The 13,867-nt window shown below is 44.8% G+C and carries 11 protein-coding genes and 1 pseudogene; 4 read left to right on the top strand and 8 right to left on the bottom strand.

Going from position 1 to position 13,867, the window contains the following annotated elements; all coding sequences use genetic code 11:
• Window positions 1-175, top strand: a pseudogene (tuf, locus tag CXF69_RS13700) (elongation factor Tu); the annotation flags it as partial.
• Window positions 176-341: 166 nt separating this feature from the next.
• Entirely contained in the window at window positions 342-836 is a 495-nt protein-coding gene (gene rimI, locus CXF69_RS13695; RefSeq protein ID WP_102078509.1) for a ribosomal protein S18-alanine N-acetyltransferase, read from the top strand.
• Between the two features lie 101 nt (window positions 837-937).
• Here the strand turns inward: rimI and CXF69_RS13690 are convergent, their stop codons facing one another.
• The 3 genes from CXF69_RS13690 to trxB are packed head-to-tail and all read right to left on the bottom strand — an operon-like array spanning window position 938 to window position 3,232.
• A complete protein-coding gene (locus CXF69_RS13690) occupies window positions 938-1,372 on the bottom strand; it encodes a MerR family transcriptional regulator (protein WP_102078510.1) in 435 nt (144 codons plus the stop codon).
• Between the two features lie 30 nt (window positions 1,373-1,402).
• On the bottom strand, window positions 1,403-2,209 hold the full coding sequence (aat, locus tag CXF69_RS13685) for a leucyl/phenylalanyl-tRNA--protein transferase (RefSeq protein WP_102078511.1): 807 nt from the start codon (window positions 2,207-2,209) through the stop codon (window positions 1,403-1,405).
• Window positions 2,210-3,232 carry a thioredoxin-disulfide reductase gene (gene trxB / locus CXF69_RS13680; RefSeq protein ID WP_101204972.1) on the bottom strand — a complete coding sequence of 341 codons (1,023 nt, stop codon included), beginning with the start codon at window positions 3,230-3,232 and terminating at the stop codon, window positions 2,210-2,212.
• 547 nt (window positions 3,233-3,779) lie between these two features.
• On the opposite strand from trxB, the gene CXF69_RS13675 reads away from it, so the two are divergent.
• Window positions 3,780-7,142: a DNA translocase FtsK gene (locus tag CXF69_RS13675; RefSeq protein ID WP_180952647.1), complete on the top strand. Its 3,363-nt coding sequence runs from the start codon at window positions 3,780-3,782 to the stop codon at window positions 7,140-7,142.
• 324 nt (window positions 7,143-7,466) lie between these two features.
• Window positions 7,467-8,960: an amidase gene (locus CXF69_RS13670; protein ID WP_101204971.1), complete on the top strand. Its 1,494-nt coding sequence runs from the start codon at window positions 7,467-7,469 to the stop codon at window positions 8,958-8,960.
• 29 nt (window positions 8,961-8,989) lie between these two features.
• Here CXF69_RS13670 and CXF69_RS13665 read toward each other — a convergent pair whose 3' ends face one another.
• The 5 genes from CXF69_RS13665 to CXF69_RS13645 all read right to left on the bottom strand — a co-directional run bounded on the left by CXF69_RS13665 (window position 8,990) and on the right by CXF69_RS13645 (window position 13,863).
• On the bottom strand, window positions 8,990-9,880 hold the full coding sequence (locus CXF69_RS13665) for a DODA-type extradiol aromatic ring-opening family dioxygenase (protein WP_102078512.1): 891 nt from the start codon (window positions 9,878-9,880) through the stop codon (window positions 8,990-8,992).
• 83 nt (window positions 9,881-9,963) lie between these two features.
• Window positions 9,964-10,452, bottom strand: coding sequence for a 23S rRNA (pseudouridine(1915)-N(3))-methyltransferase RlmH (gene rlmH / locus CXF69_RS13660; protein ID WP_101204969.1), 489 nt, complete (start codon window positions 10,450-10,452; stop codon window positions 9,964-9,966).
• An 85-nt stretch (window positions 10,453-10,537) separates the two neighbouring features.
• Entirely contained in the window at window positions 10,538-11,086 is a 549-nt protein-coding gene (locus CXF69_RS13655) for a DUF421 domain-containing protein (RefSeq protein WP_102078513.1), read from the bottom strand.
• A 185-nt stretch (window positions 11,087-11,271) separates the two neighbouring features.
• Window positions 11,272-11,757: an ABZJ_00895 family protein gene (locus CXF69_RS13650; RefSeq protein WP_102078514.1), complete on the bottom strand. Its 486-nt coding sequence runs from the start codon at window positions 11,755-11,757 to the stop codon at window positions 11,272-11,274.
• Between the two features lie 63 nt (window positions 11,758-11,820).
• Window positions 11,821-13,863 carry a D-alanyl-D-alanine carboxypeptidase/D-alanyl-D-alanine-endopeptidase gene (locus CXF69_RS13645; protein ID WP_228706800.1) on the bottom strand — a complete coding sequence of 681 codons (2,043 nt, stop codon included), beginning with the start codon at window positions 13,861-13,863 and terminating at the stop codon, window positions 11,821-11,823.
• Between the last annotated feature and the right edge of the window lie 4 nt (window positions 13,864-13,867).

Below are 13,867 nucleotides of genomic sequence, written 5' to 3'. Positions count from 1 at the left end.
TGTAACTGGCGCAATCCAATTACAAGACGGTACTGAAATGGTAATGCCTGGTGATAACGTTGAGATGGGCGTAGAGCTTATCCACCCAATCGCTATGGACAAAGGTCTTCGCTTCGCAATTCGTGAAGGTGGCCGTACTGTAGGCGCTGGTGTTGTTGCTAACGTATTGAACTAATCATTAAGTCTCAGCAATGAGCTTATGAATTAGTCATAAAAAAGGCCATCCTATCTAGGGTGGCCTTTTTTTGTGATAGAGAGTAAACAATATAGTCACTTACTTATATAATCTAAGTACAACCAAATGATGAGACTGATTAAATGATAAGTATAAAAGGAACATCATGTTTGCGATAGAAGTATTATCAACGAATGCTGTAGAACTCGAAAATGTCATTCAAACTGTTGCTAATATAGAAGCGATGGTGCAACCAGATGATGCTTGGAGCCAGAAAACATTGACTGAGTTACTTGAGCAGGACAGTATTTGCCTATTGATTGCTTATGATCAAGCGAAAGAGGAGGGTGTCTCTCATCGTGAGATAGTTGGCTATTGCTTATATCAAATGACTTTTGAGCAAGCAGAGGTGTTGCGTATCGGAACTGAGCCAGAGCACCAACGCCAAGGCATTGCTTCGCAGGTATTGAACAGGCTGCATGAACTGTTACAGCCCAATCAGGTAGAAAGTCTTTTGTTAGAGGTACGTGTAGATAATACAGCGGCAATAGCGTTATACGAGCAACAAGCGTTTAGCATCATTCATAGACGCAAAGGCTATTATAAAATGCCACATAAACCAGCAGTCGATGCATTAATCATGCAGCATACTTATATTTAACGAAGAAAATAAATCTTAATAAAAAATAAGTAATTCTAGTTAAGGTGGCTATAACGGCTACGATATAAAAACAGAATTAACTAAGATTTAAGATTTAAGCTTTATTGCAAAGGAATTTTCTTTTTACAGACTTCTACATCAAGCTGATAGTCACTATCTGCTTTCATTCGACCTAAAATATCCAAGCGTTCGCTCAGTAGCTCAACCATTATGCTGATATTGGCTTGCTGTTTTTTGACTTGTTCTAGCTTTTGCTGAGTGAGTATGAGCTGCGAATCAATATCCAAGTGACCATCATAATAATCATTTAGACTGTTTTTGATTTCGGTAAGGGTGAAGCCAATAGCTTGCGCACTTTTGATCAGCTCTATGCGTTCGATACATTCTGGATGAAATTCGGTATATAGACGGGAGCCTGCCTGACGCTTGCGAGATTTTAGCAGGCCCAATTGCTCGTAATGGCGAACCGTATCTTTGGTCGTATTGGCCTTTGCTGCTAACTCTCCAATCAATAGAAACGATGTATCAAGTGCCATAATAACCTCTTATTTTTTTCGCTATGATAATCATAACTCTAGTTGCCACGGCGATTCGCTATCCAGTAGCGATACGGCTAACGGTTTATGAGAGTGCTTTTGCCATGGCACAGACTGGCTGCCAATCAGGTTGTCTAACTGAATCAGAAAGCTAGCACGCGGTAAGGTAGTCGCACCTAAGCTCATCAAATGATCGTTCGGTAACTGACAGTCGACGAGTGCGACATCACTTTGTCCACATAAGCGCATCAGACCCCAAAAGGCTAGCTTTGAAGCATTAGACTCTCGATGAAACATTGATTCACCAAAATAGATGCCGTTTATCTTTAACCCGTATAATCCGCCAATCAATTGTCCTGCCTCGTCCCAAACTTCAATGCTATGAGCAAAGCCTTGTGCATGCAATTTGGTATAAGCTTCGATCATCTCATCATGAATCCAAGTATGCTCGCCTTCAGGCTGATTGTCATTAAGGCCATCACTGCGCGGTAAGCTACAGGCATGTATGACATCGTCAAAAGCTTGATTAAGCGTCACTTGCCAACGTTCGCGATTTGCTTGCTTACGTAGAGATTTGCTCGGTTGATAGGCCGAAGGAACGATCACACAACGCGGCTCAGGACACCACCAAGCAATAGGCTCATCTTCGTTAAACCAAGGAAATAGCCCCTGAGCGTAGGCTGATATCAGCGTTTCAGGTGCTAGATCACCGCCCATAGCGACAATGCCAATACCATCAGGATCGATCGAAATGGGATCAGGAAAGTCATAACGCCCAAGACTTTTTAAAGTCTCAGGCGTAATGTGTTTATCGTGCTGTTGAGTAAAGTTGCCCATTTAGGCTTCTTTATCTGCAGTTAGGGTTGAATCATAAGTGTGGTCACGAGCGACTGTTTCGCCCAGTGCATCCAAATACTTTTCAGCATCCAACGCAGCCATACAGCCAGTGCCGGCAGAAGTGATAGCTTGACGGTAAACGTGATCAGCTACGTCACCTGCAGCAAACACACCTTCGATACTGGTCTGGGTAGCATTACCATTCAAGCCACTATTAACGATCAGATAGCCATCTTTCATGTCTAATTGACCTTTGAACAAGTCAGTGTTTGGCTTATGACCAATAGCGACAAACATACCCATTGTGTCTAGTTGCTTAGTGCTGCCATCAATCATTGATTCGATTATTACGCCATTAACGCCCATGTCATCACCGACCACTTCTTTTACTTGATGGTTCCATTCGATTTTGACATTGCCATTTTTGGCTTTTTCAAATAGCTTGTCTTGCAGAATTTTTTCAGAGCGTAGGCTATCACGGCGATGCACTAAGGTCACTTCAGACGCAATATTAGATAAGTACAAAGCTTCTTCAACCGCTGTATTACCACCACCAATTACTGCAACTTTTTGGTTTTTATAAAAGAAACCATCACAAGTGGCGCAGGCTGATACGCCAAGCCCTCTAAATTTGGTTTCTGATTCTAGTCCCAAGTACTGTGCAGATGCACCAGTCGAGATAATGAGCGCGTCACAAGTATAGCTACCGTTGTTACCTGTCAATTGAAAAGGACGCTCGTTTAGGTTTATTTCATTGATATGATCGTAGACCAGTTCAGTACCGAAACGCTCAGCATGCGCTTTCATACGTTCCATCAATGCAGGACCTGTCAAATCATGCGCATCACCTGGCCAGTTGTCGACTTCAGTAGTGGTGGTTAATTGTCCACCGACTTCCATGCCAGTAACCATAACTGGCTTAAGATTAGCGCGCGCTGCATAGACTGCGGCAGAGTAGCCAGCAGGGCCTGAGCCTAAAATAATGAGCTTTTCGTGACGTGGAGCAGTAGTGTCAGTTGCCATGAGTTGTTCCTTGCTAAATATACGAATTAAAAATGTAAGTTATAAATATAATAAAAGACGAATATCAAAAATGACTACGAATATGCTTCTTCTAATTGCTGTGTGATAATAACATAAGGGCACAGTACACAAAGTGCAAGTTTGCTAAAACAAACACAGGTATCATTAGAATCAAAGAATAAAGAGCTTTGGAACATAAGCGCGAAAACGGAGACTATTTTATAGAATTTAGGCAATACAGTTAGCCATATTTTGCCACTCGTGTTTCGCTAACCAGCTGTTTTCTTACGCAAAGTGTCTACTGATTTACTTTCTTACACGCTTTCTTGATAAGACTGTCGCCACTGCACCTATGTATTTGTTATTATAAGAAGTTATGCCAAGTGTAGTAGGAGCCAAGCGATAACGGTTGTTGCAAGGCTCTATGATCGGCACATGCCAAACAAACACTTCGCTCGGTACATTTATGTCAACACTTTATGTCAGCATGATTAGGCTTAGTCATGCATTGGCGACCATTTAGTATTAATAACAAGGCAGATCTTACGTGATATCAGCACCGCTTATTGAGTATTTAAAAAAGGGAATGTTTACCCTGCTTGGGTTAATACTGGCCGTTTATCTGTTTGTCATTTTGATGACTTATACAGGCAACGATCCTAGCTGGTCGCACATCAGTAGTGATATGACCACGATTAATAACATGGGCGGCGAGGCAGGCGCATGGTTGTCCGATTTGCTTTACAGCTTTTTTGGGTTTGGTGCTTGGTGGTTTTTGGCATTCGTGGTTTATGAATCTATCCTAATTTGGTGGGAAAACAAGCCAACGTTTTGGCTCATGCGATTGGTCGCTTATGTGTTTTTGCTATTAAGTGCTAGCGCATTATTTGCACAATTGGTCTCTCTAGTTCAGCAAGTCACAAACCCTGACGCAATCGGCCTCGAAGGTGTCGCTGGTGGTATCATTGGGCTAGAGTTACAGGCGCGTTTGGCACAGCTGCTATCCCAGTGGGGGAGTGTGGTTTTCTTAGCAGTATTCGTTGTGATTACCGCTACGTTTGCCTTTAATATCCATTGGATGACGATATATCAAAAGGTTCGTGCACTATCATGGCTTGGCTCAGGTGTAAAAAGTCAGGATACTATCGACGCTACTGAACCAAGTAGTACATCACAAGATGATAGCCAGATTGTAGATGAGTCGGTAGATAAAAAAGTAGAGCATGAGCAGCTGCCACTTGAGTTACAGTCTGCGGAAAATACTAACGGTACTCAAGACGTCAGCAGTAGTGGACGTTTCGGTAGTGTATTGTCAGACTTTTTGGCAACATCAGGATTGGCAGATAGTGTCAAAGCCTCTGTCATCGCAGCAAAAGCAGCGGCAACACCTAGTAATGTCAAAAATGAGCAGGCAAATACCGATATAGGCTCGATTAATAACTCTACTGATAATACGGTTAATAGTACAGTCCAGCCATTAGTTTCAAACTTGACTGCACCTGTTGCTCGCAAAGTTGAGCCAAGCTTTGCATGGAATGATGCCAATACGGTCGATGACTTACTTGCAAGTGAGCAAATGGCTTACAGTGCTAGTGGCATGGACAGCTCGGCTATGCCTGTACCTAACTATTCCCAAACGGGTACTAGTACCACAGCATCGTTAGAGAAAGCAGTACCTGCCACTATAGCAACTACAGTGACGGAGGCAGGTGCTCAATTAGATATACATGATAAAGAATCACTAGCTCAGCCATCAGTTGATGAGTCAGTGCACAGTGATTTGGCCAGTCAGCCAGTCGTTGAACCTGCTGATCCTAAAATCTCTACGACATATGAGACTGCGGAAGTAGATAAGTTGGCAGAAGCATGGTTGGCAGAGCATGCTGATATACCAGAACCTACAGAATCTGTTGTAGAAACGTATGAAGACTCTAAGCCTGTTCAGGAAACCGTAGCAGCTGAGCCAATAGTGCAAGAGAAGACACCAGAACCTACGGTTGAAGAGCCTATTAGTTTTGCGCAGGAATCTGCCAATCAATCGTCTGATACGCCTGTAGAGTTGCCACATACTGAAAAAACAGCAGTAGCCCCTGAGCCTGAAGTTGCTCCGGCAACAGTAGAGACTGAGCCTGCATTGTCAGATGTGTCAGACATGACACCAACCAATACGCCTCCTGCCAATCCAAAAGCAGCGCCAACGGTAGAAGTGACTAGCCCAGTCTCCAATGTACAGTCTGAGCCTAAAACGCCTACCCAGCCATCTGTCAGTTTTGCTGTCCCAGAAGGCGATAGCAGCAACCATATCACCGATATGATGCCAGAGGATGACAGTGATGACGACACCAATGTACCGGTCATGCCACATATTAGTGATGACGCAGCCTTCAGTCAGAAATCACGCTCGATGCAAACGGCAGCTTATCGCAGCAGTCTAACACCTATTCCAGAAGTCTCTATATTGGATAAGCCAGATCCTGACCGCAAGCCTAGCTATACTGTGGCTGAGCTTGAAAAGTTGTCTGAATTGCTAGAAATTAAACTACAAGAATTTAATGTAAAGGCCTCTGTGGTTAATGCTATCCCTGGCCCTGTCGTCACCCGTTTCGAAGTGGAGCTGGCTGCTGGTGTGAAGGCTAGTAAAGTCACAGGTATCTCGCGTGATTTAGCGCGTTCACTATCGATGGCTTCTTTGCGTGTGGTCGAAGTGATTCCAGGCAAGCCTTACATCGGTATTGAAGTACCTAACAAGAAACGTGAAATGGTACGCTTGATTGAACTTCTAAATACCGAAACGTTCAAAGACCCGAAAGCGCAGATTAGCATGGCAATGGGTAAAGACATCGGTGGTAACCCAATCATTACTGACCTTGCGCGTGCGCCGCATATGCTGGTCGCTGGTACCACAGGCTCTGGTAAGTCAGTATTGGTCAACTCGATGCTACTATCGATGCTACTCAAATATACGCCCAATGAGCTGCGTCTTATTTTGATTGATCCAAAGCAGTTAGAGCTTGCTAACTATAATGATATTCCGCATTTGCTAACGCCAGTAGTCACCGATATGACGGAAGCGGCCAGTAGCTTGTCATGGTGTGTGGCCGAGATGGAACGTCGCTATCAGCTGATGAGTTTGCTAAAGGTTCGTAAGCTCAATGAGTTTAATAAAAAAGTCATCGCGGCGGAAAAATCAGGCAATCCTATGCTCGATCCTCTATGGCGTCCAAATGACAGCGTAAGTATTAGCCAAGCACCAAAGCTAAAAACCTTACCCATGATTGTTATTGTCGCGGATGAGTTTGCCGATATGATTATGCAGGTTGGTAAACAAGCCGAAGAGCTCATCACACGTTTGGCGCAAAAGTCACGAGCTGCTGGTATTCATTTAATGCTAGCGACTCAGCGTCCGTCAGTCGATGTCATTACAGGTTTGATTAAAGCCAACATCCCAGTGCGTGCGGCACTACGAGTCAACTCAAAAGTCGATTCACGTACGATTTTGGATAGTGGCGGTGCTGAGGATATGCTAGGTAACGGCGATATGTTGTTCTTAGGGCCAGGGCAAATCGAGCCAGATCGTGTGCATGGTGCTTATGTCAGTGACGAAGAAGTTAACCGTGTCTGTGACGCTTGGCGTGAGCGCGGCGCCCCTGATTATATTGACAATATGGCAGGCAATTTTGAATTGTCTAGCCCGGGCGGTGGTAGTACAGCCAATGCTTCTGGTGAAGATGATGATTTATATAATGATGCCGTGGCCTTTATCATGGAAACACGTAAAGTGTCTGCCTCAAGCATTCAGCGTAAATTCAGCATCGGCTACAACCGTGCAGCGCGTATTGTCGATTCTATGGAAGAAGCTGGATTGGTTAGCTCGATGGGCAAAAGTGGTAAGCGTGAACTATTGATGTAGGATTAATCCTTAAGTTGATAACGAAAAAGCGAGTCATGAGAATGGCTCGTTTTTTTATGGAAAAAACTTGATAATACTTTCATAAATTGTAGGTTTAGAAGTAAGCTTTTACTATTAAATACGTTCTAGGGCGCGAAGAGTAGATTCGTATACTGGCTCATTAATTACTGAAACCATCCAGATGACTAACGAGTCCGTTTATCAAATATCAGGCACGGTTTTTTATACTAAACTGACAAGAGTTGATGAAAAAATAGTCATCAGTTTTAGAAAGTATGAGTGTTAGATAATCCTAATAAAATTACTCTCCAAGGAAGGTTAGTTATGTTTAAAGAATATACTCAGTATGATGGTCTCGCCTTAGCGGCATTGGTCAATTCAGGTGAGGTCAGCGCGAAAGAATTGCTAGATGCTGCTGTCCATCAAGCCAATCAAATCAACCCTAAGCTAAATGCCATCGTGCATCGTTTTGATGAGCGCGCTTACAATGCCGCGCAGGCAGGTTTGCCTTCAGGTGTATTTACTGGCGTGCCGTATTTACTAAAAGATTTATCATTTAGTTTTGCCGACGAGCCGATTACGATGGGCAGTCGCAGCGTCAATATTATTTCAGAAAAAGACAGCGAAATCGTCAAACGGATGAAGGCGACAGGTGTTAATACCTTTGGCAAGACTAACACGCCTGAGTTTGGTCTGATTATCACGACTGAGCCAAAAGCGCATGGCGCTACGCATAATCCTTTTAAAAAAGGCTACAGTTCTGGCGGCTCGTCAGGGGGTAGTGCAGCAGCAGTTGCGAGCGGTATTGTCCCGATGGCAGGCGGTGGTGACGGTGGCGGCTCGATACGTTTCCCATCTGCTTGGTGCGGTACGTTTGGGTTAAAGCCAAGCCGCGGACGGAATCCAATGGGCCCTAATCTTGGTGAAGGCTGGGAGGGGGCAGTGGCTGACCATGTGATTACGCGATCAGTGCGCGATAGTGCGGCGATGCTAGATGCCATTAGTGGAGCAGAGATTGGTGCGCCTTATGTTATAGCTCCGCCAGACGGCACTTTTTTGCAAGCGGCAATGCGTGCACCGCGAAAGCTAAAAATCGCTTTGCATCAGCAGCCTTTGATAGCCAATACGACAGTGGACAAAGAGGTGCTGGCGGTACTTGAGCAAACGGCTAAGCAATTAGAGTCTATGGGTCATGAAGTAGTACCAGCCGAGCCAAACATCAATATCGAGCAGTTTTGGCATGACTTTATCGTTGTGGTCTGCGCGCATACTGCTTTTACGATTGATAATATCGAGCGTGAGTTTGGGGTTGACCACGTCAAAAACCTAGAGCCGCAAACCTATAATATGGCACTGCTTGGGCGTTCGCTATCAGCGGTTGATTTGGCACACGCCAAACATGGCTGGCATCATAGCCAGTATCAGACAGGTCTATTACTAGAAGACTACGACATGATTTTATGCCCGACTGTGCCCACGCCTGCGGTAAAGCATGGTGTACTACCGCCTAGCCGTATGGATGAGATGATGATGCGTAGCGCCGAGGTGCTTAACAAGGGCTTTAATATGGGTAGATATGCCTTTAGCTCAGGCATGATAGAAAAGCTCAGTGCCCCTGTATTAGGTAAGATGGGCTTTACACTATTGGGTAATGTTACAGGGTTACCCGCGATGTCAGTACCCGTCGGTATGAGCAAAAACGGCCTACCGATTGGCATGCAATTAATCGGGCGTATGAATGATGAAGCGACATTATTCAGCGTGGCAGGTGAGATGGAGCGCGCAGGTTTATTTACCAAACACGCTTTTGAGAAGTAGGGTTAAGCTATAGTTTGGATTGATAACACTCAATCAAAGCGATAGATATCCATACCCAAACTATGATGGGCCATACTTTGATGAACGACAGAGACACGCTGACCAGTACCTAATGCAAAAAACAGCGGTAGCAAGTGCTCATCACTTGGATGAATGTCTTTGTAGTCTGGGTATTGCTGCCAGTCGAGTGCCGTGGGAATGTCTATTTTGAGCTGCTGTAACAACCATTGCTTAAATGCTTTGGCTGCTTGATCAATGCTGTCGGCTTCCCAGCGCAACGCTTGCAAATTATGCGTAATGTTACCTGAGCCAATGACGAGAATTTGCTCATCACGCAGATGTGCTAACTGTGCGCCTAATTGATAGCAGGCAATACTGTCATAATGCTGCGGCAGTGATATTTGTACGATAGGCACATCGGCTTCTGGATAAAGGTGTCTGAGCGGCGCCCACACACCATGATCACAGGCACGTACTGGATTGACACTACAAGTGATGCCACGTGCGGTCAGCTGCTGCGCAAGTGTCTCAGCCAGTGCTGGCTGGCCTATAGCAGGGTACTGAATGTCGTAAAGTTCAGGCGAAAATCCTGAAAAGTCATGCCATGTCTTTGGCTGTGGATTACTACTAATCTCTAGCTTTGCTGACTGCCAATGCGCTGACATAATAACGATGGCACGTGGCTTAGGTAAGTTTTGACCGATACGAGCCAGTGCACTGGTCGTCGCAGACTGCTCAATCGCAAGCGTAGGTGCGCCATGCGAGATAAAGAGCGCTGGTAGCTTAGATGTATTCGTCGCTACATCAGACGTATTTTCCCATGCGGCAGCCGCTGTGATAGGCGTCTGCACACTATGATGATCATCACGTTGATGAGAGTGCTTAGAGGCGTTGGGTGTCGCACGTTTTGGATATTTCATGTTGCATTTATTAGGGCGTGCGCCAGTTTTTCAATCTATTTTAGGGTTGATGTTTCAAATCAAAAAATAGATTAGTATTTTATTTAATTACCACGGTGATAAGGGTGGTTATTGTTGATACTCATCGCGCGATACAATTGTTCCATAAGTACGACGCGTACTAGCGGATGTGGCAATGTCAGTGCTGATAGTGATAACTTTGCATCAGCCTTTGCCAATACTTCTGGCGAGACACCATCTGCACCGCCGATGACCAAGGCAATATCATCGCCTTGCAGCATGCCATCAGAGAGCTTATCAGCCAGTCCTTCTGTCGAAATCATCTTGCCTTTGACATCTAATACCCACAATTGCTCTCGGCTTGATGCATTATGAGCGGCTAATATAGCCTGACCTTCCTGCTCACGGTACTGTGCCAAATTAGCATCTGAAGGGTTTTTTGCCCGCTTGGCTGCCGCAATTTCGACAATTTCTGTGCTTAGCATCGGTTGAATGCGTTTGTAATACTCGTCAAAACCCGTCTGTACCCAGCTAGGCATTTTATTGCCAACGGTCAAAATCCTTACTTTCATAATGCTTACCATCTCGATAATTAAATTCAAGCTTACTAGGCCGTGTTCTTAATAGTTGTATCGTTCGTTCTTTATTGTCTGCAATTTACATCAGAGGGTTAATCGTCTCTGATACGTTGCTATTCGTGTTTTGATCATCGTCGCTCTTATCACTTTGGCTCGGCTTTGGAATGACAGTCAGCTTTGCGTCAGACTCAAAAACAATGGCTTCGACATCATCAAAACTATTAATCCCTTCAGAACGCATGGCACATTCGATTTCTTGACGCGTCAAGCGCTCATCACGCATGGCGTCTGGCAAAAACTGCCCTTGATAAAAAACGATACGCGGCTCTGATAAAATAAAGTTACTAAATTGCGGTGAAACAGACGCATATTTGGTCACCACAAATTGCAATAGGTACAGCACTAAAATAGACGAAACCCCTTCGACAAAGGGAATATCTTTGAGCAAAATTGTACTGGCACCTAACGAGCCGATCATGACTGTCACGATCCAGTCGAAGTTGTTGAGCTGCGACGTTGAGCGTTTGCCAGAGACTTTGGTGACTGTCACGATCAACGCGTAAACCATAACAGTCGTCAAAACAATACGACCAAGCTTGTCTATGTTGTCAAAAAAGATCATGTCCATAATGTTCGCTCCTATTATAAAGGTAAAACAAGTCATCGCTAAAACTTTACTTACTAGGGCACGCCTTACTTTGTCTCATTTTTAATACTATTCTTAAAATAATGACACGCCCTAAACTTAGCCTAACGGATTTTACGCATTAGCAGGGGAAAACTTTGTAGCACCTTGTAGATGATGGTTTGTACTTACGTTGATTTGCGTATAGGGTCTAATAATCGATTGATAGACCATAGACTGATTCGCGCACTGACTAGAGTGAGAACCAGCATTAGCATTAGTGATGAAAGCAGGGGCAGTGGACGCTGCATCGCCATCTCAAACAATACCTCACGGCTTATCGTATCAAACAGCCAAAACCAGATGGCTGAAAAATAAATGACCGTCAGTATCCAGACAATCACAACCCCACCAAACATCAACTTATTAATCTCATCTCGCGCTAATGCTCGCTTCTGATGTTTGATAAATTTACTGACAGCGATATAAGCACCCACGATAATAGAAACCACCATGACCAGTTGTGGATTGAGCGCAAGTTTGGTCTGTATCATCATAAATATGGTACTGGCAAGCGTATATCCAATCGCAAAAAAACCGACATATCGAGCCAGTTTGGGCTGCACTTGTACAAGCGTTTGAGGTTTGTTAAGACTGGTTGTCTGGCGTGACATAAGCTAACCTTTATAAAGGTAAAAAATAGAGTATAGATAATACAACGTCTTAAAGCGTTAAAATCAGCGCTGTGCTGCCCAGTCGAGCATGACATCTAATACAGGCCTAGCTGCATAAGGATTTAATGCTTGCTCAGTATTGATTATGCCGACGACAACGTAATCCTGTCCTGACAGTCCTTTGACATAACCTGCCATTGAGGTGACGTTATTTAACGTGCCAGTTTTTATCCATGCGCGGCCAGTGGCTGTTGATTCAGGCAAGCGATCGCTATGAGCGGCAATAGTGCCACTAACCCCAGCGACCCCTAACGAGTCGACATAGGCATCAAAATTTGGTCGACTATAAGCATAAGTCAGTAGCTCGCTTAGGTTGGCGGCAGTGATAGTACACTCGCGGCAAAGTCCTGAGCCATTGGTCAAATGGGGCGGCGGCGTACTGAGATTGGTTTGCCACCATTGATTGATAGTTTGTAAGGCTGCTGGATAGTCTGTCGTAGCAGGTTTACCAAACTGATATAAGCTATCAGCCTTTTTACCATTAGACTTATCAGTCGTTATTTTATTATCAGCTGTATTACTAACGCTAGCTTCATGACTGCTTGGACTAGTCGCAGTTGTGTTAGACGGTATTGATTGAGTCAGCCTTCCTTTGTCATAAGCGCCTATAGATAGCGCCACTTGCTCAGCCATGACATTGTTTGAGAAGTGGTTGATGTCATGAATCTGCTCGGTTAAATTCAACGATGGATAGCTGACCATAGGTAGAGGAGACATCGCGATAGCCGTAAGTCCGTGCGCTTGTTTTGTCGTCTTGGTCATATCGTAAGGGGTTTCTTGTGAGACTACCTGTCCACTCAAAGTATTCCCTAATGCTTGCCATTTGGCAGCGATGACGTGTGCAGCAAACTCTTTGGCATTGGGATATGCCACGTAAAAGACATGCTCACCGCAGCTCTCTGGCAGACTGACATTTAACACAAGCTGCGTGTTTTGCCACTGCGGCGCTAGGCTATAGCTTGCCTGCCCACAACTGGCTGCACGGGTATTGATTGTAGCAGGCAGCTGATAGTTGGCTAACCGCGGCTTATAGGTCACACTTGCTTGGCCGTTATCTTGAGGGTAAGTTTTGATGCCAATGGTGCTAAAGTTAACCAAAAACCCATCAGGACTAGCGTTATAAGGGCGTAGAGGTGAATTATCAAAGGCGGCAGGGTCTTTACTAACATTGTTAAAAACAGCGCTGTCAATGATGATGTCACCATCGATATGACGAATACCTGATGCTTGCACTTTATATAGCAACTGCTTCAAACGTTCGTGGGTCATTTTTGGGTCGCCACTACCTTGAATAATCAAGTCACCATGTAGACGGTTGCCGATGATAAGGCCCGTATGATACACCCGTGTATGCCACACAAAATCGGCCCCTAAAGTGTCCAAAGCGATAAAGCTAGGCACGAGTTTCATGGTGCTGGCAGGCGTACGAGGGATGTCAGACTGGTGATCTAGCAAAGGCGAAAATGAAATCTTTATAGAGGTTTTATTATTGCTTGCCGTATCTTGGGCTTTGGCATTCTGATCAAGCGTATGCTGAGGTTCGTCAGGGGTAACCGTTGGAATGCTCTCTACGCTCTGATAAGTATAAGGGTCATCGGTATAAGTATGTATTTTTCGCTCGTGCTTTTCAATGGTGCGCTGCTCTATGGTAACTAAGACGCTCTGGTGGTTCGGGTCGCTGGTACTTGTATCCGTAGAGGCGTTTGTAACTGGGTGCTCAGATACTATAGTAGCTGCAGGTTGGCTATCAGGTTCATTACTATCGATGACTTGAATAGGAGTAGGCAGACGGCTGGCAGCCTTGTCACCCACAGGGGTAATCACGATACTGATATCCGCTTCTGTCAAGTCGGCACGCGCCAAGGCTTTTTGAATGTCTGCGGGCAACACGGCTTGTGCCTGTATTGGTGCGACTATAACCGCTGCCAATAATGCTAACCTAGATAGACGTTTATTAGGTTGGTTCAGCGGTCGCAAATGACGACAAAGCGTGGTGGTTTTGGTTGCAGCAGTAGAGTAATGACGGCGTTTAGAAGGGTATCGCATGAGC

The organism is Psychrobacter sp. Choline-02u-9, assembly GCF_002836505.1.
GTDB lineage: Bacteria > Pseudomonadota > Gammaproteobacteria > Pseudomonadales > Moraxellaceae > Psychrobacter.
Note: the sequence above shows the minus strand (reverse complement) of the source record. Positions and strands in the feature narration are given on the sequence as shown.